Here is a 24,623-nt window from a genome sequence, read left to right as displayed (position 1 = left end):
GTTTGCGCAATAATGCGCAAACGTTTGTATAAAAAAATAATTCTCCTTTATCTTTTGGCCACTACTCAATTATTTCGGTTAAAAAAAAACCTCGCCAAAATTACTTTTGACGAGGATGACTTTCAAATACTAAATAACAGCCAAGCTACTATTCTAACATTATTATCTCTTAACAAATTTCACAATACGCTCTTTGTTACCCAGAAGGTTTAAGTGCAAAAAATAGATGCCTTTACTTAGTGATGAAACATCAATGGCATTCACTGGTCCACATTTTTTCATTACCAGCTGAGCCATTTGATTATAAATAAATATGGAGTCAAGAGGTTCTTTAACATCGATAAACAACTTATCGCTAACAGGATTTGGGTATAATTTTATATCCTCTTCCCTGGAGTGTAGGTCACCACCATTGGCGGTGAATTTTGTCAACTTAACTGTTTGAACTAAACCATGAATACATGTAAACTCCAGAACAGTTTCATCGGCTGCAGTGCTGACTACCTTGCAATTCTCAGATGACGATTCCTCAATAGCATATCTTCCTTTCAAAGTCAGCCGAATGCCTCTTGGTCGTGCTTCCTCATCAGTCGTCAATCCGCTAAAATCACTGATATTAATGGCTGGGTCGGAAAATGAAAGGTTTAATTGTGCATCGCTTTCTTTATGAATCATTACTAAGCAAGGATAGGCTACTTTCTTAATATAATCATCATTCAACAATGTATTTGCCGTGAAAACAACATACCCCCGCATATTACTTGCCACATCTTCGACAATGTGTGCAATATTGTTTTTCTGCAGAACAATATATGCTGGCGCTTCAGAGGCCATTTGTGCCTTAAACTCATTCGCCTCTGCCTTTGAACTCTGAACCAAAATCGCATATTCATATTCGGCATTTTCCGGTGCACTTCCATGACTTAACCAGCCCGTTGCAAAATCACCATTATTAACACTTTTGTTTTTATTATTTCGCGATTCCTGATTCTTCTTATGCATATAAAGATTGCCTGTTGGTAGGTAGTACACATTTCCTTTGGTATCGTGCAAAAAACTAGCTTTTGTAATATTGACATTCCGTTCAGCAGGAAATTGACTGATTTGCTCATCATTTATCTGAATTGATTCTGAAAGTGATGATAGTGCCGTTTGAAACAGGGTTGTTTCGGTCGGATACGTCGAATTGGAATTGCTGATATTACTTCCAAGGCAGATAATTCGATTGTCAAAAGCAAAAACGGATTTATTAGCCGTAAAATCGCTGGTATAATTGGCATAATCATTTTCATTTAGCTTCATAGCCCACAGTCCATTCCCATTTAAAGAGCAGGAACCAGCAAAAGCCTCACTCTTGGATCGCTCGTTAATATTAGCTCCACCATAATTTAATAAATCGAATGGCAGATGAATGGTCGTTGTCCCCGGAAAACGATTCCAGTCCCAGCCCTCTAATTCAAATCCACTGGATGCTGCCGATACCGGAGTGCCAGAAGCTAAAATTTGAATAGCTCCATAGCTTTGATAACGACCGTACCTATTATTGGAGGTATAGATTTCAGTACCTGTAACAACCTTGTTAAAACCTTTTGATGCCACCAGCCAGTTATCGCGGCGATGTAAATTCAATGCCGCGTAATTAACCGTTTTGTTTCCAACCGGTGGAGCGGCAGGCTGAATGCCCATAAGCAGAAACTCTTTATACATGGTTTCGCCCGATGATGATAGGCGCATGTATTGAGAAGCCAATTCCTCATCAAGGGGCTCAAATGTTTTGGCCAGATAGCCTAATGCATTTACTGCTCCATTACTAAGGCTCGCATTTAATGGATGACGACCAGAAATAGCACTGACATACGAACGCTCATTAGCTGTCCAAACATTTATAAGCATTGATTGCTTAAGATAATTTAAAGCTTCGACAGAAGGGGTAAATGTTGATTGATTTAAATAATTCAGCACATCACCTAAACCTGAGAAACCACCATTGATATAACCAGTATAATGCATCCCGTGGTGAAAGGTAGCGCCATCGGGCTTTAGCCCTCCCATGGTTCCCACACTCGGCATTAAAATGGAGGATAGATAACTATTGAATGAACGCATATCGCGCAATACTTCGGGCGAATCATCGGGTAATAAAACAGCCATTAATCGTCCCGGTAACTTCGTATTGTAATTATCGACAATACCCTGAAAGTTTTCGACTTTTGGTAGTTGGCGCATTTCCTGCACACCACACCAATACTGAAGCATATCAATGGCATCCTGCAACTTTCCTTCAGCTTTTAATACATCCTTCATTAAAAAGATAGCTTTTGAAAAATTCCTGAATTGATAGCCGTAATGGTGATTGGTACCCATGCCACTTCCAACTGCTAATCCCTGATCGTATAACCAGTCGAGCAAATCAATAAACATCTGATCAAAACCAGCTTCCTGCTTGTGGTACCACGCTTTTGCCATGTCGTAAATAAAACCATCAATATCGCTTAATTCTATATCGTTATTGGCAGCAAGCTGTTCATCGGCCGACACAAAGGCATTGCCAATAATACCATTGGCTGTGCGCTGAATATTTAGGTCGGCATAGCTATTTCGAATAGTATTTATGCGCGATGTTGATGGCGCACTTCCCTTTATGGCATTGATGATATTGTTACGAACTGTTGCCAGTTGTGCTGCCGCAGCTGCACTCACAGAAGCCGGTAATGTTTCTTCATAAGTATAAGTAGCATACCAGTGCCAGAGTGCGGCCCAATGGTTGCTATTCATGTCTGGGTTAATATAAGGTAACTGAGCATCGGGGGTAACACGATCGTGCACCCGCTTAGAAGGAAACATCAATCGATCGAAGAATAAGGTACCACCAGCTGCTATATTCGGTGCCAACATCTTCATCACCGTAATATTCTTATTGTTTTTAGGCCCATTCATATCTTCATCGAACCGAATCCAACATGCCCGCCAACCTGTAAAGTTTAGGTTGTATGTAAAAGTGTATTGAATGGTATTACTGTTGTCGAGGTACTGAAATGTTAAATCGTTATTTTGAGCCACTGTATTATATATCCACAGCATCATGCCCCCTTTATAGGTTTCGCAGGCTTGCGCCATGCCACTTGGGTTGTCAATATTGATAATGCTACCCGACTGCCATTGCCATTTGACCGATTGTGAACCCAATTTGTATTTATAGGCAGATATGGATAAACTCCCATTTGATACAGACCAATTATCAGGCACCTTCGTTTCTAGCCCCAAATAGTCTTGCGCCTGTAAGCTACAGGTCATTATAATAAGACAACTTAATACAAGCGTTTTCATGTACGTCGTTTTTTTACTATTCTTTTATAGAAACTGTTTAAGTTTTATCCTTCGGCTTATTTACGGTGACTTAAGTCCTCATATTTCTGTAAAATTATTTTAAATAGCGATGCTATTCTATGTAGTTTTACCTTATCTGAGAACTCTATTCTTCGAATTATAAAGCTCAAAAACAAAATTCAAACAGTTTCAAAGAGAAAAAAGCCTGAATAAAGGCAGGCTCTTTTGCTTCAATTATCGTTTAATTAATTTAGTAGTTAAGGTACTACCTCCTTCCATCGATAATTTCAGAATATAGATTCCACTCGATAAATCTGAAATTTCTATCGTATTGTTTGTATTTTCTAATTGCTTAACCAGACTACCTCCCACATTATACACCTGAACAGCCTTTACCTCTGTTGCCAGGTTAATATAGTTTGTTGCTGGATTAGGATATACCAGTTGGGCAACTTCTTTATCCTTAATGAGTGAGGTGGCTAGATAAATCGTTTCATAGGCACCCAAGTCAATAATGTTTTGTTGTACACGAGCAGCACCCATTATATCGGTTGTTTCAGTTGTTAAGGTTTTATCACCACGATTGATACAGTATGAACCATCAGCCAAATCCCAATTTGCCTTTTCAATTTCAGTTTGCTGAGCAGCGGATGTTGATACTCCCTGAAAGCTTGTTGGCAAAATAAACTTCACTGGATTAGGTGTTCCATTATTCGCATCTGCAATGGTGAATATGGTTGGGGTTGAAATGGTGTTATTGGCACTCCCTAGCACATTACCATTAACTGCATTATAATTATACTTCACTATTGATGTTTCTGTATCCCTCTTGTTAATGTTTACATTGCAAGAGCTACTCGCATCACCCGGTGTTGTATTATCAATATTATTCCAAATAACATTGTTATAGATATCACCACATTCATAAGCATATAAACCACCTGCTACATTAAGAGCTTTATTATTAACAACAGTACAACCAATTAATTTATTAGCATTATTAGGTGCCTGATTATTAATGTAAACACCTGCACCATTACCTGTTTCGTTGTTGTAGATAACACAGTTAATAGCTTCTCCGGTTTTGTTCAAATAAACACCACCTCCACGCATATTATTGTAATTACCATTAAAGCTTGCACTTCCGGCAATACCTTTATTATTTCTGATAACACTATTACGCATAACAGCGCCATCTGAACAGGCAATGCCAACACCATAAATAGCCGGTGTGCTTGCGTCATCAGAAGTAATCGAGTTATTTTCAATTAAGCATGACTCAACCAGTCCTCCTTTGTTTTGGATAGCTCCGGCATAAACAGAACCTGTTGCCCCACTACCATGGTTTTCTTTGATAATGCAGTTTTTCAAACCTGTATTAGAAAGCAGATAGGCACCAACACCACTTCCTGAACCACCACCTCCAGTTACTGTTAATCCTTCCCAGGTACAACCGGCTGTATATGAACCATTGGTTCGTAAAATACGGTGCGTTCCATCGCCACTAATGATTGTCGCATTGGTATATTCCCAGGCCTCAGTATGTCCATTTAAATCTAAATCGCTGGTTGCACGTTCATTCTTTGCATTTTCTGTCCCTAGGAATCCACCAAATAAGTTAATTCCATCTTTCATATTGATATATGAAGTAACGGAATACGTACCTGCAGCTACCCAAATTTCATCAGGTGCCGGTGTAGCATTTTGGGCGCTTCCTATGCTTGTATGAACTAATGTTGCGTCACCAATATGATCCCAGGCTGCTGATTGCGTACTTGGCTTTACATAGCGTATTACTGTTTGAGCAGATATACTAGCTCCCAAAAAGGTAATCGCCATAATAAATAGTAAACTTTTCTTCATAATTAACTGATTTAAAAGTGAAATAATTTGCTACCAAAAATAGCCTGATGAATAGCTGCTGACGGTCAGGATTGTCCAGATTACGGATGAAATCGTACACTTCAAAGCTCCCTATTATTTATGCATTCTACTGATATACAGATATTAAAAAGGCGCAAAGAATATATTACCCTTGCACCTTGCCCCCTATGAGGTCTAATGATACTAGTTAGCTTGTAGATGTGCTTTATTTCGTTTCACTCATTATATCTCAAAATTGTCTTTGGGTATTAGCTCCCAAATTCAACAGAGAAAAGTTATTTTCGCTTCTAAAATTCGCTCGATTCGGGTAATGAATAATTTTCATGATCCTGCCGGATGGTTTGATCCCATTCAAAGAATCGCTCTTTCATCAATTGCACAAGTTCTGGTTTACTTGCTGCCAGATTATTCGCCTCACCAACATCTGTATCTAAATCATATAAACCATAGTTATCAGTGCGACCATAATAACGCAGTTTCCAATTTTGATAACGCACGGCCCAACCCGTATCGTCGCCATTATATGTTTTATCATGACGCTCCAGAGCACTATTGGGCTCATCATAGATACGCGGTTGATCTGTCAGGTGAAAACCTGTCCAGAACAGCCACTCGTGTGGTATTGCCTGATTTTCGTCGGACAAATAGGGCAAAAGGTTGACTCCATCGATGGTTGCAGAAGGCAAAGGGATGTCCAATGCCGCATGCAATGTTGGAAAGATGTCCATTCCACTAACCGTTTTTTCATACACCATATTTTGCGGGAAGCAACCTTTACCACACATAATAAGCGGCACACGAATACCTCCTTCTTCCAAAATATACTTATTGCCCTTTAACGGGGCATTATCGGCATAGGTACGAGGCGATCCGCCATTGTCCGAAATAAATACCACAATGGTATTATCATCTATACCTTCGTTTGACAATTTAGCCATTAGCTTACCAATGGCCATATCCAACTTATTTAGGTGATACAAATAGCGCTGGCGTCCCTGCGGAGTATTGGGTTTAACAGTATTGACATACCACTCCAGGTATTCATCCCAATCACCGGTTGTCGGATCCCAATCTGGAACTTCTTCAATGCCCATTGCCTCCAAATCAGCTTTTAGTATCTGGTGCGTAAACAGATGTACAGCATTAAAGGACACCATCAAAAAGAAGGGATTCTTCTTATTCTCATCAATGTAGTTGATGGCCTTATCCAAAATAATATCAGTTGAATACCCTTCCATATCCACTTGTTTATCGTTTTCCCAGAAGGGACCAATACCCAGGTGATTCGCCATCTTTTTGGTAAACCCTTCTCTATGGGCTGCAGAATGACGCAGATAATCCATTGTCCCGCCCTCTTTACCAAAGAAATAATCGAAGCCATGCTGCGTTGGATACTCAGGCACTCCAGGGCCATTGTAACTCCCATAGTGCGATTTGCCAACTTTACCTGTCTTGTAACCATGCGCTTGTAACTGCTCTGCCAAAGTCACTTCCGATTGAGGTAGCATTGCCCCATAGTTATAAACACCCCAACGTTGCTGCTGGCGGCCGGTCATAATGGCCATGCGCGATGGGCTGCAAATAGACATGGTAGCATAGGCATTGGTAAAACGAACGCCGGATGCAGCCAAAGCGTCAAGGTGTGGCGTTTTGGCATCCAAAGCACCTCCATAAGCGGAAAAATCTCCATAGCCCTGATCATCGGTAACAATTAGTAATACATTTGGTTTTGGGGGTTCATTTTTCTGACAACTTAAGAGCACCAGAGCGCCCAGTAGCAATAAACTCCATTGTATAATTAAACTATTCTTCATTGCTGAAATTTATTAATGATTAACACCTCAAAATTGACAAAAAAGGCACTATTTGAGGTACACATTCGTCCGCACTTGGTGCAAAATATACCGCACAAAAAAGGCCCCTTAACAAGGAGCCTTTAAAAATCAAAATTGAATCATCAATACACACTATTGCCATTCGGCATGTTGTTCCAATTTGTTATTCATTGTTACCTCCTGCAAAGGATATGGAAGAATCATGTGTTTTTCCACTTCAAAGTTTAGTGCGGCACGTTTAAAAATATTCTTCTTTTTTGTGGCATCGTTGGCACTTAGAATCATTTCATTTTGCGTATCCAATGTCTCTTTAAGAATATTCCAACGTATTAAATCCTGTTTACGCAAACCTTCGTAACATAACTCACGCGCCCTCTCGTCTTGTATTTCCTTCAGGAAAGATGCTTTGTCGGGAACCAGAGCCATGTCAATATCGCCTAATTTCGCCCGGTTACGTACCTCGTTTAAGAAAGGTGCAGCACCAACAGGGCCGTTTACCTCATTCTCGGCCTCTGCCCTCATCAGCAAAACATCGGCATAGCGTAAGTATGGGAAGTTTATTCCTGTGAAATTCTTATCAGGTGTAGAGGCATCTTCCAACAGGGTATAGGTTCCGGTTCCGTCAGTAATATTGCCAAAAGTCAAAGGTTCCCAGCGACGAAATTTACCCGGCCAATAAGACAGGTCTTTTGAAATTTCAGATATTTTCCCTTTACTGTTACAAATAAAGTTGGCAACATTCCAGCTTTTACGCTCATCCTCATCCGCATAGCTTTCCAAAAGTTTTACACCAGTCTGCAACATTCCATAAGCGAAGGGCTCTGTTTTGGTAGGCCAGTAATAAAATTGTACTCCATTAATCTGACCGATACGACCATCCTCACGGATACCCTGATCACGCAGATTGGAGAACTCTAATTCAAAAATAGACTCTTTGGGATCGTATTTATTCTGAATGTAATTCAAAAAAACAGTTTTATAAGAATCATTCAAGGTATGCCAGCCATCTTCAATAATGACGTTACAGTGCTCAATTACTTTCGTGTATTTATCTGTTTGATACATTGGGTAACCAGCCATTGTGAGGTATGTACGCGCCAGAATACCATGGGCTGCCATTTTTGTAGCATGACCTTTTTCGTCCATATCCTCAGCATGTTGAAGATTACTGGCAGCAAACTCCAGATCACTGATAATTTGAGCATATACCTCCTCCCGCGAAGAGGCTGCCAGGTTATTGTCTTCAACACTAATGGTTGGCTTTGTGCGTAAAGGAACCGGGCCCCACCAACGTACTAAATCGAGGTAAAATAAAGCTCTTAAAAAATGAGCTTCGCCCAAATATTGTTTTTTGTTTTCCTCTTCAATTGAAGTGGTATTCGACACCTTTTCAATAAATACATTGGCAGCATCAATACCCTGATACAGGTGTAACCATGCACTTTTAATATCTATGGTAGCTGCTGTGTGTTCATACAAAGCCTGCGACCATTTAGTGTTGTTGCGATTATATAACAACTCATCAGTACCACCTTCAAATTTACAAGACAGTATCTGACCATAAGTTTCATCCAATGCCAGATAACTGTACATACCTGCTAAACCAAGTTTCACATCGCTTTCGCTTTCATAAAAGCTTTCTGTTAGCCAGCTTGACTTAGGTTCTACGGTCAGATAATCTTCGCAAGACGTTCCGCCTATTAAAACAGCCACAAACAGTAAACTGAAAAATATATTTTTATTTATTGTCTTCATCATTTTTGTTTTTGTCATCCTTAAACACTAGAATTTCAACTCAATACCTCCACTAATGGTTGCACTAATTGGATAAGCCGAATAATCCAATCCTGGTGTTAAAGCACCATAACGACCTACCGACACTTCCGGATCATAACCTGAATAGTTCGTCCAGGTAAGCAGGTTCTGACCCGCTACATAAATACGACACTTTTTAAGACGTAACTTACTTAGCATTTTAGGACCGAATGAATAACCAAATGAAATTGTTTTTAATCGTATGTAAGAGCCATCTTCCACAATGTAATCGGAAACCAGGTTACCATCCTGCGGCACTCCATGTACACCGTTAAATAAGAACGCATGCACTCCATTTGACGGATTCTCAGGGGTCCAACGGTCAGCAGCCGGTGCTAAAGCATTGTAATCATTACCCAAGAGACCAGGACTTTCAAACATTACACGGTTGGCATTTAATATTTCGTTGCCATAGCTCCATTGCAAAAACACTTGCAGATCAAAATTTTTGAACTGAAAATCGTTAGTAAAACCACCAAAATGCTTTGGATGCGGGTTACCTATCACTACACGGTCCAACTCATTGATAGTGCCATCTCCATTTTGGTCGATGAACTTAACACTACCAGGCGCCACATTACGGCCATTATCGGGGATACCTTCTTTTAACACATATTCGTTACTGGCCGCATCGTAGTTGAAGTCGCTCATCTGGTAGTTACCATCGCGCTGAAGTCCGTAGAACATACCTACCGGCTCATCAATTTTGGTTATGTATTGATATTCACTGAATCGGAAATACCAGTTTGGATTAGTGTACAAAGCATCCTGGCCTGAATTTAACGCAACTGTCCGGTTTTTATTAAAGGAGATGTTAAAAGCCGATGACCACTTAAAGTCACGTTTATTGATGTTAACTGTATTAATCGAAAATTCAACACCTTCATTCTGCACCTCACCAACATTTTGCACTACAGTTGGATAACCCGTGCTCGGCGCCATATCTGCATCTAACAATAAATCAGTAGTATTCTTCTTATAATAGTCAACTGTGGTGTTAATACGGTTATTAATAAAACCCATATCAATACCCAGGTTGACTTGTGTGGTTGTTTCCCAACGTAAATCCTGAGCCGCTAAATTTTCGTGATAAATGCCCGGACTGTAAGTATCATTCCAGGTATACCCACTGTATTCATCCAGGTTAAGGCGCGAGTATCCGTCAAAGTCACCAATGCGATTATTTCCTGTCACACCCCAGCCAGCACGCATTTTCAGGTTTGAGAACACATTCAAATCGTTTATAAAACCTTCTTCAATTAAACGCCAGGCTACAGCCGCTGAAGGGAAATACCCCCATCGGTTATCCTTATTAAACTTTGAAGATGCATCTGCACGGTAATTAACTGTCAATAAATACTTTTCACGAAAACCATAGTTAACACTTCCGAAATAGGAGATTAATGTATTGCCACCGGCATACGACTCAGGAATATCTGGTTGTGTACCAACTTGTATCTTATCAGTACCAAAATCATCCAAAGGCATTAACTTGTTTCTTGCCCTAAAGTATTCCGAATCGCGTTTCTGTGCTTCAAAACCTCCAAGAGCAGTCAGTTTATGCTCTGTATTAAAAGTACGCTTATAGGTTAAGGTATTGGAAGTCGACAGGGTTTGATTGCGTCTGTCTGTTAAAGTTCCATTGATCCCATCCGGACTTCTTGTTCCCTGATAGGTATCTTTTTTATAAAACAATGATTCTTTACGATTATCAATCTGATAATTACCACTTAAACGAAGACGTAATCCCTTAATAATATCATAGTTTAAATATAGATTCCCACGAACCACATCCTGACGGGTATAGCGATCCGTATTTTCAAGTGTTTTCACCGGATTAAAGCGTAAATCATTGGGGTCATCTAAATCCAAGCCACCTTCTCGACCATCATCAACAATAGGACTTACCGGACGGAAGGTAATCGCATCGCGAATGATACTGTTCCGGTTATTACCCGAAATATTTAAACCTGTTCGTTTAACATAGGAATAGTTAACAAAACCACCCATTTGTGCTTTGCGATTAATTCGGTGATTAAACTTCAGGTTGTTATTAATTTTATTGAAACCAGTGTTTAAGAGGGTACCATCCTGGTCGACAAAATCAATTGAATACGAAAAGTTGGTTGTTTTATTACCACTTCGGATTGCCAGGTTATGGTTCTGCATCCAGGCCTGATTCATAATTTCATCCTGCCAGCTCACTGGCGATTCACCTCTTGACGCCAAAGCCTCATCGGTATATAATTCCGGATCCTGCCAATGGGTATTAAAACTTTCTTCGTAAGAGCCACCCTGTGGCACCATCACTTCTTCAATGTATTTCACATAGTCGTAGGGTGACATTACTTTTAAACGACCCGGAATCCATTGAAGTGCCATTGATGAATTAAGAGATATTTCTGTTGTTCCATCTTCCTTACCATTTTTAGTGGTGATTAAGATAACACCATTAGCTCCGCGTGAACCATAGATTGCTGACGCTGATGCATCCTTCAAAACATCGAAATCTTTAATGTCATGTGAACTGATACTGGCCGGATCGAAATCTTCCATTGGAATGCCATCCACCACATATAATGGTGAGTTATCGCCAGTAATAGAGTTACCACCACGAATAACGATGTTTAAACCTTCTCCTGGTGTACCATCCGCCGAAGATACCTGCACACCGGCAACACGACCAGCTAGTGCCTGATCATAATTAGTTACCGGGCTCTTAACAAGGTCGCTGGCTTTCACCTGTGCCACGGCACCGGTCACATCTTTTTTACGAACAGTGTTATAACCAACAGCTACCACCTCATCAATTAGTTCCGTCTCGGGCATCATCATAATGTCAATATCGCTTCGTTTACCGACTTCCTCTTCTTTGGTTTGATACCCGATGAAAGAAAAAATTAGGATCGCGTTATTATCCTTTACTTCGAGGTTATAATTTCCTGAAACGTCGGTAATAGTTCCGGCCATTGTACCTTTGATTAATACATTTACGCCGGGTATGGCACTACCATTCTCGTCAACCACGGTACCGGACACTGCCTTTTGTGCAAACGCCGCCTGTGCAAACAAGAGTAATAATGATATTATTGGGATTATTTTTTTCATTTCCTTATATTTAGTTAAGTACTTTTCAGCAAGCGCAAAGCAGCTGATAACTTACTATGAATTGTCAAACAAATTTTCTTGATTATTATTCAGCCAGTTTTTGCCAGATTATTCTGCTTCAACAGGCTCTTCAGTTATTTCAAATGTGAAACCAGCCGGAAAGTCTGTTTTACCATAAATGGTTTCAACACTAATATCAAGCTGATAAGCATCCAGTCCCAACATGTTACCTTCCTCAAGCTTAACAATACCAGTTGAGTCTACCACTTCAAAAAGACTTAGCATGGCTTCATCCATCTCGTTCGTACTGCTTCGTCCTCCTGTCAGTATAAAAGTTGGCTCCTGACCGTTGGTTTGCACTGATGGCTGACCACTCTTAAAGCCTTCACCCAGGTAAGCATTAATCAACTGCGAGTAGCTCAAATTACTTGGCGGCTGCTGATTCATCTTTGTCTCTTCAAAAGTATCCTCGGTGCATGCTGCCAAAAAACACATCAGCACTACGATTATACTTAAACTTGCTTTTTTCATATCCTTTGATTTAAGATGCTGTTTACAATTTTTTACAATGCAAAACTATTTTCAACAATACGCTTTCGTGTGTAAAATCATTCGCAAAAAGGGTTTAATTTGTCCGTATTTTTATATGAACCCTTCACTACAACCCTCTATTTACACCTGTTGTTCTGACACTTGCAGCACGATTCGCTGACTTATGCCATCTTTACAGCGGAAGTGTACTTTTGTATCTCCTTCCTCGGTATAGGATATTTCTACAGATATATCATCTGAACTCCAGCGGCCCTTAATTGTCACTTCAAGTATGGTTTCTTTACTTTCGTCCGGACGCCATGGTCGCGAATAAATGCTTCGCTCAACACGCTTGCCACCTTTGTAAATTTCATCTGCCGGTCCTTTGTATAGAGCTAAGTCTGGATTTGCCACATCAATAATAAGCGATTGTGCATCTTGTTTAACGATAGCCAGGCATGGCAAGCTGGTCGATTTGACAAGACCAATTGTGTTGTTATCCGCCTTATTAAAAAAGACATACGCCATTTCATTGCTAGTTATGTTATTAACAATGTGAGCATCATTGTCTTGTTGTAGTACGTTGTAATCTGGTTTTTTTAGCTTTGCATCATCTACGCATGGCAACACGCAGTAGTGGTAGCTTTGGTTTTTGGGAGCATTTCCATGTTGTAAAACAGCGGTTGCAAAGACTCCTTGTGTAGGTTTTTCTGAACTCTCATCGCGCGAATGCTGAATACCCTGCGTCATCAATACTTTTCCTTCAGGTAAATAATATGCATTTCCTTTGTTGTCCCTCAGCCAGGTATTGTCTCCCGTTAGTTCATGTAGTTCTGTTTGAATGCTCTTACCATCAACCAACACATCCAAATCATTTTTTGCCAGATGATTTTGAAAAAGTGTGGTTTCAGTCATGCGTTCGTTATTCGTATTTTCGATACCCGAGCCCAGGCATACAATATGGTTATCGAAGAAGAACCAGGATTTACGAGCTCTCAGGCTTCCTTGGTATTTATCGTGCTCGTGTAAGATAAAAGCATATACCCCATTCTTACCGTCGGCATGCACACCACCTGCAAAAGCTTCATCAGAAAACAACATTTCTTCATAGCCCGAATATTGATCTACATTCAGGATAACGGCTCTCAAATCATCAAGCGGTACATTAATGGTAGTTGTACCCGGCATCCGATTCCAGTCCCAGCCTTGCTGCACAAAACCACTCGCTTTAATATTGACCGGCTGCCCTTTACCCATAATTTGTAACTGTCCGTGAGCCAGGTAACGTCCATAAAGATTAGCACCCAAGTAGTGCTCGGCAGCCCACAAATAACGCGAATGACCGCGAACAGAAGCCGCCCATTCTCCGCGACGATGAATAGACGATGAAGCGTATGGCATTACAATGTGCCCTTGAGGTGTGGGTTCAGCTGTTAAGTCATAACCTTCGAACAACGATTTGTATTTATCTTTTTTCTTACCTGCAACCAATCGCATGTAGGCAGTGGCTAACTCTTGGTCGATGATAGAAGAACCATCGGGCTGGCCGGCTTTTGCTAAAATGGCAAAATGCTCCGTGTGCAATTTCCCTTTGCCTTCAGGATGACGACCCGACATCGCCAGCGGCCAATGGGTTAAGTTACAATAGAAACGCATTGTCATCAGAGCTTTCTTCAGATTTTCATGAGCCTCAGTTGACACCTTAAACGATGTACCACTCATAAAATAAACCATCCTAACAGCACCATTCATGCCTCCCGTTGCATACGCAGGATAATGGTTGGCATGGTGATAAGCAGAACCGTCAATCTTAAAGGCATCGTTTAAGCCAGGTGCCGGTAATAAGCCATTATCAATCCAACGTGAGAAACACTGCAGGTACTGAACCTTTTGTGGCGTATCCTCCATAATTAAAATACTGGCCAAGCGTCCCATCACCTGAGTATTAAAAGCATCCATATCCATGCCCTTTACTTCAGGCTTTGTAAACACTTCGCCTAAAGCAGCATACCATTGTAAACCAGCCGTTACTTCTTCCAACTTGCCCTCTTCGGCCAGCACATCGCGCATAATAAAAAGAGCACGGTAATAGTTACGCCAGTTATAACCGTAGTGGTGTATAGTACCTAAGCCACTGCCATAAGCTACTCCCTGATCCACCATGTGCTCGTACATATTCATATACATCTCACGCAATCGGTACTGATGTTCAACAACATCGCTATTGACATAAGCGACACCAATTTTAAACATCAAATCGAAATAGCTTCTTAAATCCTGTTTATTATTGCGGTATAGTTTTGCAATACTATGATCGGCCAATGGAATATATAATTCGGCATTACGGGCAAACCAAACTGGCTTACCGCTGATGGCATTCCTTTTTCGAACAATGTTATATTTCGCCACCTGTGCTTCGAGCTTATCAACAGTAGTTGTGCTTACTTTTTGTTTTTTAAGAATGTCGTCAGTAAAACGCTCAGCAATTTGCTCAAAAGCTTTTAGTTGCTCCTTACTTACTTCTTCCGGCATTGGAATGTCCGGTTGTTCATGACTGGTTTTTTCCTGGATTAACCAATGACTTTTAGTGGCTGCATTCACAAATGGCACCTGCTTGTCGGGCGTATGATGGCGGCTATCAATATTGATACATAGAAACATATGATCGATATACAGATTACCACTTTTAACAGACTGCGGATTTTCTATGCGTAACTGATTCATGCCTACCTGCGGTTCGCCTTCCATATCACGCTCGAAGGATACCCAGGCTGCTCGCCACCCTTTAAAGTTTAAGTTGAATGAGAAGTGACAGTTGTCTTTCTTATCCGTACCGAAATAGAATTTAACAACATCGTCAACCGGTGTTTCGTTATAAATCCAAACGGCAAAAGACGCAATGGACTTATCGGCTCCCCTGGGATCGAAAGGCTTAAAGTTGATTGGCTGCATTAATACAATATCACCTGGTTTTTTCCACTGCCAATGCAATGATTTAGTTTGGTGCTTGTAGTGCTTTTCGCTGGATGAGATCTTATGTCCATCCGACAATTGCCATTGTTTCTTGTTAATGGTTTCGAAGGACCACAAATCCTTATGTTCAAATTCCTGAGCCATTGATTTAAATGGCATCATAGTGACAACAAAAGTGCAAATTATAAGGCTGCCTATCCCTTTTAACATCTTGAATCTTTTCATCTGCTTACTTCTTTTTTAAATCGCCAGATAAAACTCGCTAACAAATTCAATCTCTGCCACGTGTGCGACTTCTTTAATTGTTTTTGTTTGGTCGTTTCACTTGAATATAATTTGCAATAAAAGTATGCCTGATTATTACCAGAGTGATGCCATAAACGTCCACAGCTTTGGTCACATTTATTCACCCCACTACAATCTCATTGGTTTATTTTACCCCTGGCTACAAATGTAAAAAAGGTTGCTAATAATACTTAGCAACCTTTTTTATAACATATTTTCAGTTTCTTACTTTAGCTCAAGATACACTTCTCGTTTTGCCAGATTACCGTTACTCCAGGCACGCTCCTTCGACAGCACAATGGCACTGGTGCGGTTAAAGTTTTTGTTGTACAAAACCAATGTGACTTTACCATTTTTACTTGCTTTAATGGCCTTCTTTAATTTCTCCACATCGATATCGGCACTCACCCACACATTCTTCTCACTAGGTTTGTAAGTTTGTGTAGCCAGCAACTGATCGATACCTGGTTTGTTTGAATACGTTATGGTTGACTCACTCCATTTTGTGCCATCGCCACAATACACCTGCAATTCAAATTCAGCGTTCGCATCATCCTTACTTTCGTATACTTTCATGCACATATGCAACCTGGCACTTGAGAAATCCTCTACTTTTTTTAGGTTAAATAAGAGGTACGAGGTACGGGAATACTTATCATCACCATCTGATTTCATAATGCGCAATTCACCATTCTTATTCACGCCCATGCGCTCGTCGGCATTATCACCACCTTGTACAAACGCATCCTGAATAACATAGACTTTTTTGGGCCCTTTGGCATACAATGCATTTACACCAATCGCCATCATTAAACTCACTACTAGTACTTTCCAATTCATAACTTAATTAATTAGCTGTTTTAACTCTTCAATCCATTTTGGCAAATAACCTAATCGCAACTGCAGTTGTGCTTCGTATAATGATTCTGGTTCTACAGGTTTTCCAAGCGACTCAAGCACCTTTACCTGCGACTCATCAAACGTAGTACCAGCCCCATGAAAACCGATGACAACTGGTGGTATTATCTTCCAGAACCAGGTTTTTGACGACCAGAACTCAAAATTTGTTTCAGCTTCATCTAACTCTTTAAATTCCACAGCACAAGGTATTCCATATGGTTTGGTAAATTATGACGGGCACCACCTCCACGCCCCAGGAAAAAGCCGCCTTCAACACAATCGAATAAGGTAGCACGAGGCTGTGAAGCATGGGTTTCAAAGCTGGTATCCTCATTGTATTTTACGCGCCACAAAACGGTTCCGATTGTAGCACTTGTTACGCCTGGCGCATGCCATTGTGATGATGAATCGTTAATCTTTCCGATTAAAACACGTGATGAAGCATTGGAACTGATTGAACTATGGCCCGGTGTTCCTGTAACCGTGCAGTTAAGCACCGACACATTTGCCGAAAGCACCACATTAACCGCCCTGTTAACATTATGAAAACGGCAATTTTGTACCCAACTATTAGCTAAACGCTGAAACTTAAGCAGCGAATAACCTCCATCATGCAAACAATCTTTGTGATGCACAAATTTATCGTGCCAGTTGCCCGAGAAACAGATGCTTTCAACTCCCACCTCTTCGTAATTTGCATAGCTTAATAGTTCCCAATTGTGCTTATGATTGACTTTGCGTAATATTGGTTCTTTAAAAAAGATGGTTTTACCCTTTACTTTTTCAACCTGGTGGTACTCGTTTACATAGATACCTTTGTTTAAAATAGAAGTCCACTTATCATCCACCTGACAACCACACATTTCAGATTCAATCAAATCAGGCGCATTGTTTTTCACACGAAGAACCACCCAATTACCTGCTTCAATACCAGCAGTGGATTTTACTTTTAATGCAAAATCACCCATTGAACAACTACCGGTAACATCGGTCAATTTGACCTCTTTACCGCCACCAATAAACTGAAACATGTATGGTGTTGTCCATAATTTAGCCGGATCTTTTGGCGGCAGATGCTCACTCATATACAACTCTGTTTCTCCTTCGTTTGGACCGGCTCCTCTAAACACAATGTTTTTCCCCTTTATAATGATGGGTTTATCATCATCTGTTTTTTCATTGACGAGGAAACGACCAGCCGGAAAATAAATCACCCCGGAGCCATTTTTCACCGCCGCATTAATTGCTTTACGTATCGCTTCTTTATCCGACAGCTTATCATTTGGTACGGCTCCAAAATCAGTTACATTGAAAACCTTGGCCTCAATATCCGGAATGGCTTTTTCACCACACTGGTAGCCAGCATACGAGAAATCAGGCAATGGTAATTCTTTCCCATTTTCTTTGGCATCCACAAACGCTTGCCATATTTGGCTCTCCTGGGCGTTTATACAGCAGAGTACAACAAATAGTGCACCCGTTAAAAGTTTTGTTCGCATTACGTGTATAATTTTTGCCATAAATGTAAGGTTCGAAATACGTATCAACAGGTTACAATCGTACAGGAAACGTTCACATTTTGTATAGCTACAAAAAAACCGGACTGAAAAATATCAGTCCGGCCAACATATACAACCATATAACCGATTAGTTCAACTGACTAATTGTTAAGGCAGAAATTTTTTGATGAGATTTATAAATTCTAAACCCAAACCAGCCCTGGGTGAGAGGCGTTTCATCTTCATATTCAAAAATGCATACCCCATCGCGGATATATTTTACAAGTCCATTATCTGCAATCAACTGCACATTATACGTATAATTTGGTGTCAATAACACATCCTGCGATGTCAAATCATGCTCAGGCAATAAAGGACGTTCAACCATACCATTATACCGCCTGAAGCGCGTGCGCGTATTATCATGACCACCACAGCCAACATAATACAGTTCAAAGGCGTGATACTGCTTGAACTGTCCTGACCGGCCGTGATTATCGTAGAATAAATCGCCTTTATGAAGCGGTTCAGATGCCATCCAAAAAACATTCATATCAGACACACGGTCATACGGACCTCCTCCATCAATCACAGTGATTTGGTATACTATTTTTAATGCACCATGTAACTGGGGTTTAAACCATATGGTACAGCCAGTGGAATCCAGCACTTCGATACCTTCTTCGTTGATATTTACATATCCTCCTGGTTGTTGCTCAACAGCCCACAGCGAACTATCACTAAGAACACTGCTATCATACAGCACCTTCTCGGCAGTTGGCTGACAAGTCGACAATCCAAGCAGCAAAATAGCATAGCTAAAAAGGCATAGATATTTACTTTTCATTACTATTTGTTTGTTTTTTTCAACTCTCATTAGTTGGTTCATTACCTGTATTTATTTCTGTTCCATATTTAGATGGGGACACACCAAAATGCTCCCGAAAACAACGACTGAAATATCGAGGTGTACTAAAACCTACCGCATATGCAATTTCAGAAACATTTAAATCACCATCACCAGTCAACATTTCAGCTGCTTTCTTGAGTCGTATCGACAAGATAAATTCATTTGGCGTCTGACCTGTAATTCCTTTTATTTTGGCATATAAGCGGGTTCTCCCTAAACTAATTTCACGAGCAAATGTATTTACATCAAACTCCGTATCATCAATGTACTTTTCAACAATTTGCCTTGCTTTTTCAAGCAGCTTCTGATCCATTGAATTAGTCGCTACCTCTTTCACTTCAACATTAGGATCCTGTTTAAACTTTTGTTGCAACTGCTGACGGTTATACAGCAGATTCTTCACCCTGGCACGCAACAGCTTAATATTAAAAGGCTTGGTGATGTAATCATCTGCACCTGTTTCAATGCCTTCAATTTTATATTCAATGGCGGTCCGGGCCGTAAGCAATATAATTGGTATATGACAGGTTTGAATATTGCGTTTTAATTTAGCACACATCTGCGTACCCGACATGTTTGGCATCATCACATCAGATAATATCAGATCCGGTTGCTGCTCTAATGCCATACTCAATCCGGTTTTTCCGTCTTCAGCTTCAATCACCCGATAGATAGGTGAAAATACATCTTTAAGCAAACTGCGGGCTTCTTTATTATCTTCAACTATAAGCACCACCGGCGCCGTTTCGGGCACCTCATCAACAACACCTGAATCAGTATCATCGATTGGGATTAAAACAGCCTCTGACTCAATCACCTCCGGATCAACACCAACCGTAATCTGCTCGCTATTAAAGTGTTTATTGCCTTTTTGAAGTCGAATAAAAAATGCCGTTCCTTTACCCTTTTCACTTTCCACAAGCACTTCTCCGTGGTGCTCACTAACAATGCCTTTAGCTAATGATAAACCAATACCACTGCCTTGACCACTTATCTTTCCTTTTACTTTATCAATCTGATAATAACGATCAAATATTTTTTTCATCTCCTCCGGTGGCATCCCAGGGCCGTTATCCGACACAATTATATCAACATAACCCTGCTGCTCTTTAATCGATACCTTTATTTCTCCCTCTTCATCATCCACCACCTTAAATGCATTAGATATCAGATTATAAAACACCTTTTCCATTTGTTTTTTATCAAACCACAAAACCATAGAACCCGGCATTTCACTCAAGGTATATTTAACACGACGATGATGTGCAAATTCAACAAAAGAATGAAAGATTTCTTCCAGAAATACAGGGATATTATTCTCGGTCGCACGTATTTTCATAAAGCCTTGCTCTAGCTTCCTGAAATCAAGCAACTCAGTCACCAAGTTATTTAGGCGCACCGCATTATTATTTATGGTTAATAATTTCTTGTAGTTACGAGCCGAAGTTTTGGTATCTTCCAAAATGGCCTCCAACGTACCGGTAATAAGGGTTAATGGTGTTCTAAACTCATGCGATATATTGGTAAAAAAACGCAACTTAGACTGGTTAAGCTCCTTAATTTTATCCTTATCACGCTTTTCGGCCTTGAGGCTATCCTCCAAACGCACCCGACTCAGGTATATCTGATTTAACCAAAGAATAATTGCAATAATCAACACTAAATAGATTAAGTATGCATACCAGGTTTTATAGATTGGCGGATTCACGATAATTTGAATTGACTGGCTATCTACCACATCATCATCACTGCTTAGTACCCTGATCTTTAAATCATAGGTGCCCGGGTCAAGATTGGTATAAGTTACCGACTGTTGACTCCCGGCTTTTATCCATTCATTGTTAAAATTCTCCAACTGGTACTCATATCGACTTTGATTACTCGAAATGTAATTACACGATGAAAAATGAATGGTAAAGATATCCTGCTCAGGCTCTAACGTGATACTTTTTGTAAACAGTAAATCCTGACTAAGTAAACCTGTTTCATCACCAGGAACAACCTGTTCATTATTGACATACAAGGAGGTAAAGTGCAATGAATAATCATTGGATTGCTTTAACAAATCTTCCTCCTTAAACGAAACCATCCCATTAATACCACCAACGAATACCTCTCCATCGCTTGTCAGCAACAAAGCTCCTTCATTGAGCTCCTGTAAAGGAAAACCATTATTATGATGGTAATTGTATGCCTTATTGTTTTCAATATCAAAGCGTACCATTCCCTTACTGGTAGAAATCCATAAATTACCATAACGTGATTCCTGAACACCATATATAAAGTCACTGGGAAATTGGTGGGTAGCTGCAGAATAATTTAAAAAAGACTCTTCCCTTCTCAAAAATTGATTAACCCCTCCTCCTAAAGTTCCTATCCACAATCGAAACTGATGATCCTCAAAAATACAACTTATCGTATTATTACTTAAAGAGGTTGCGTCAGGTGTGTTCAGATAACGTTTGACCGTTTTTGAATCAGGATCGTAAAGACACAAACCATTGCGCTCTGTTCCAATCCATAATTTACCAAACGAATCTTCAAATAAACAGAATATAACATTACCAATAAGCGCTTTAGTATCTTTGTCAGTGATAAACTCAGTGAAGGTTCTGTGCTCTATATCAAACTTTATTATGCCGCGGTGCGTGCCGAGTAGATAATAATTTTGATAGGGAATAATAGAGGTAATAACATTTGAACTTATGGATGTCGTATCATTGGGACTGTGTTTGTAATTTTCGAATGTCTGAGTTTGTAAATTCAGAATATTTAAACCTCCCATATGCGTTCCTATTAGCAGGTACTTTTTTCCTGCCTTCAACAAAGATTTAACATTATTGTGCGAAAGCCCGAGCTCACCTTCGTGATGCACATAATGTTTAAAAGTCTGATTAACTCTGTTAAGATAATCTAAACCACCACCTTCGGTGGCAATCCATAGATTATTCTTATCGTCCTCAAGCATCTTTCCAACAACATGATAATTAACGCCACTTAGCTTGTTAGCACTAACGGCATATTTTTTATAAACATGAAAGTCTGGATTATAATAGCTAATAGCGCCAAAATAGGTACCTACCCACATTGTTCCTTGCTGGTCGCGCATTATGCAATAAACACTATTATGCGATAAGCTATTGGACATTGAATCATCTTGCTGGAAGTTTTCAATTGTCAAATTTCGACCATCTATAATACTAATTCCAAGAAAAGTGCCGACCCAAATATTTCCCTGCGAGTCTTCATTTATATCTCGAATTATATCATTAACTAAAGTGGTATTGTCCTCCTTATGTCTGAAGGAACGTATTAGCTCTCCCTGTCGGTTAAGAAGTATCACGCCATCGTTATTGGTTCCAATCCAAATACGTTTCTGCGAATCACTATACACTACACTTACCGCACTATCAAATACTTTTGTTGTTACTTTTGTGTCTGGATTATACTTATAGAGTCCCTTATCGCTGCATATCCATAATACATTGGCATTATCAACATACAGATTCTTAATAACGCAGTTAACATCTAAAATATCACCCTTAAGTGTAAATGCTTTATTCATTTCATCCAAACGAAACAGCCCACGGGTAGTGCCTAATAACACAGTATTGTCATAGACTACAACAGAGAGCACCCCATCAAATCTAAATTGTTCAAATTGTAATGTTTTAATATCTAGCTTAGAGACCCCATGATAGGTTGTTACCCATAAATGTTCCTCATCCAGGTTCATAAACCTGATATTATGACCTAACAAAGAGGAGGAATCTCCTCTTATGGGTCGAAAAACTTTTACTTCTTTTCCATCATATAAATTGAGCCCATCTCTGGTGCCAATCCATAGTCGGCCTGTTTCATCCTGAACCATTGATGTTACAGACACTTGTGAGACCCCTTCCTGTAAACCTAAATATTCAAAAGAAATATTCTCTGCACGAAGCCCCGAAGCCGAGCCAATCAGCAAAATGACAAACCATACTAAAAGTATTTTGACTTCATCTTTCATCCTCGATTCAATTAATTGTTTTCCATAGCCACAAGGCCCTTAATCTATCCTGTACAAAGGAACAAGTTCTAGAAAAATATAAAGCCAATATAATTCATTATAGTGACATTATTGTACGCCCAATGCCGTTAAGACGATTTGTTTATAGCTGATTCTCAAATGTTAATCATACTCATGTACAATACTATCACACAAAAACCACTTAATGATGTGTTTTTTAATGCTTTAGGTTCATTACTTTTGTGTTTATCCAGTCATTAATTGGGGAACTGGAATAACCAATAAAACAGAAGATTAAAATATTGTATAATGAGAATTTCTACGATTAAAAAATGTGGCCTTTTAATGATGATTAGCACCCTTGTTCTTTCAGCTTGCCAATCAAAAGACGAGGCTGACTTTACGCCTGATAAAGCATTACATTTTGCGAGTAAACAAACCAATAGATTATTGGCGGTTGCAGTAAAAGCTGATAAAATTCCACGTACTATAGATGCCAAAGGTGATATGCATTGGACACATGATGGTTTCGACTGGACTGAAGGATTTTTCCCAGGCTCCTGCTGGTATTTATTTGAATATACTAATAATAAGAAATGGCAAGAGGCAGCCGAGCATTTTCAACAGAAATTTGAAGATCACCGATTACTACCCTATTATCATGATTTAGGCTTTGTGTTTAATTGCTCGTATGGGAATGGTTATCGACTAACAGGTAATGAACACTATAAGCAGATGCTAATAGATGCTGGCAATACATTATTAGGCCGATTTAACCCTAACGTTGGCTGTATTCGTTCTTGGGATGTTGACAAAGGCTGGCAATCGAAGAGAGGTTGGGAGTTTCCTGTAATAATTGATAACATGATGAACTTAGAATTGTTATTTGAACTGTCTGATATAACTGGTGATGCAAAGTATGCTCAAGTTGCCATATCCCATGCTGATGTAACAATGAAAAATCATTTCAGGAATGACATGAGCTCTTACCATGTTATTGATTACGACAGCATTACAGGAGAAGTGCGTAATCGTCATACCGCACAGGGCTTTGCACATGAATCGGAGTGGGCTCGCGGCCAAGCCTGGGGAATCTATGGCTATACTCTTTGCTATCGCTATACAAAGAATCCGAAATATTTAAAACAAGCCGAAAAGATTGCTGATTACATAATTAATCACCCTGATCTACCTGCCGATGGGATTCCTTACTGGGATTACGATGCACCTCAAATACCTAACGAACCGCGTGATGCATCAGCTGCAGCTATTACAGCTTCAGCTATGCTGGAGCTACACACCTACTCACAAAAGGACTATTTCACCGAGGCCAGGCGTATTATTGAAAGTCTGGCATCAGACAACTACACCGCTAAACATGGCCAAAATCACAACTTTATTCTTAAACACAGTGTGGGTAGCATACCGCACAATAACGAAATTGATGTACCGTTAAATTATGCCGACTATTATTATATTGAAGCACTTCTGCGCTTAAAAAATACAGAAGAGAAGCAGACGATGAACATTGCTCAATCCAACTAAAT

Annotated in this window: 11 protein-coding genes and 1 pseudogene; 1 reads left to right on the top strand and 11 read right to left on the bottom strand. The window is 39.9% G+C overall.

What is annotated here, in order from left to right; genetic code table 11:
• Nucleotides 1-162: 162 nt before the first annotated feature.
• The 11 genes and pseudogenes from J1N10_RS14310 to J1N10_RS14255 form a co-directional block, all read right to left on the bottom strand.
• On the bottom strand, nucleotides 163-3,327 hold the full coding sequence (locus tag J1N10_RS14310) for a chondroitinase family polysaccharide lyase (RefSeq protein ID WP_262327407.1): 3,165 nt from the start codon (nucleotides 3,325-3,327) through the stop codon (nucleotides 163-165).
• A gap of 234 nt (nucleotides 3,328-3,561) precedes the next feature.
• Entirely contained in the window at nucleotides 3,562-5,190 is a 1,629-nt protein-coding gene (locus J1N10_RS14305; RefSeq protein WP_262327406.1) for a T9SS type A sorting domain-containing protein, read from the bottom strand.
• A 308-nt stretch (nucleotides 5,191-5,498) separates the two neighbouring features.
• Nucleotides 5,499-7,025 (bottom strand): sulfatase family protein, encoded by a 1,527-nt coding sequence (locus J1N10_RS14300; protein ID WP_262327405.1) that lies wholly within the window; start codon nucleotides 7,023-7,025, stop codon nucleotides 5,499-5,501.
• 153 nt (nucleotides 7,026-7,178) lie between these two features.
• Entirely contained in the window at nucleotides 7,179-8,804 is a 1,626-nt protein-coding gene (locus J1N10_RS14295; protein ID WP_262327404.1) for a RagB/SusD family nutrient uptake outer membrane protein, read from the bottom strand.
• 24 nt (nucleotides 8,805-8,828) lie between these two features.
• Nucleotides 8,829-11,969: a SusC/RagA family TonB-linked outer membrane protein gene (locus J1N10_RS14290; protein WP_262327403.1), complete on the bottom strand. Its 3,141-nt coding sequence runs from the start codon at nucleotides 11,967-11,969 to the stop codon at nucleotides 8,829-8,831.
• Between the two features lie 108 nt (nucleotides 11,970-12,077).
• Nucleotides 12,078-12,500 (bottom strand): hypothetical protein, encoded by a 423-nt coding sequence (locus J1N10_RS14285; RefSeq protein ID WP_262327402.1) that lies wholly within the window; start codon nucleotides 12,498-12,500, stop codon nucleotides 12,078-12,080.
• A gap of 141 nt (nucleotides 12,501-12,641) precedes the next feature.
• Nucleotides 12,642-15,698 carry a chondroitinase family polysaccharide lyase gene (locus tag J1N10_RS14280; protein ID WP_262327401.1) on the bottom strand — a complete coding sequence of 1,019 codons (3,057 nt, stop codon included), beginning with the start codon at nucleotides 15,696-15,698 and terminating at the stop codon, nucleotides 12,642-12,644.
• A gap of 285 nt (nucleotides 15,699-15,983) precedes the next feature.
• The gene (locus J1N10_RS14275) at nucleotides 15,984-16,598 is read right to left on the bottom strand and encodes a CBM96 family carbohydrate-binding protein (RefSeq protein ID WP_262327400.1); all 615 of its coding nucleotides are present in this window, start codon (nucleotides 16,596-16,598) and stop codon (nucleotides 15,984-15,986) included.
• 3 nt (nucleotides 16,599-16,601) lie between these two features.
• Nucleotides 16,602-18,157 (bottom strand): annotated as a pseudogene (locus tag J1N10_RS14265) (DUF4955 domain-containing protein).
• 148 nt (nucleotides 18,158-18,305) lie between these two features.
• Nucleotides 18,306-19,004: a DUF6250 domain-containing protein gene (locus J1N10_RS14260; RefSeq protein WP_262327397.1), complete on the bottom strand. Its 699-nt coding sequence runs from the start codon at nucleotides 19,002-19,004 to the stop codon at nucleotides 18,306-18,308.
• A gap of 19 nt (nucleotides 19,005-19,023) precedes the next feature.
• Entirely contained in the window at nucleotides 19,024-23,076 is a 4,053-nt protein-coding gene (locus tag J1N10_RS14255) for a hybrid sensor histidine kinase/response regulator (RefSeq protein ID WP_262327396.1), read from the bottom strand.
• A 309-nt stretch (nucleotides 23,077-23,385) separates the two neighbouring features.
• Between J1N10_RS14255 and J1N10_RS14250 the strand changes: the two genes are divergently transcribed.
• Nucleotides 23,386-24,621 (top strand): glycoside hydrolase family 88 protein, encoded by a 1,236-nt coding sequence (locus J1N10_RS14250; RefSeq protein WP_262327395.1) that lies wholly within the window; start codon nucleotides 23,386-23,388, stop codon nucleotides 24,619-24,621.
• Nucleotides 24,622-24,623: the final 2 nt, after the last annotated feature.

This window comes from Carboxylicivirga litoralis (genome assembly GCF_025499605.1).
Taxonomy (GTDB): Bacteria; Bacteroidota; Bacteroidia; order Bacteroidales; family Marinilabiliaceae; genus Carboxylicivirga; species Carboxylicivirga litoralis.
This window is presented reverse-complemented; position numbering and strand designations above follow the sequence as displayed.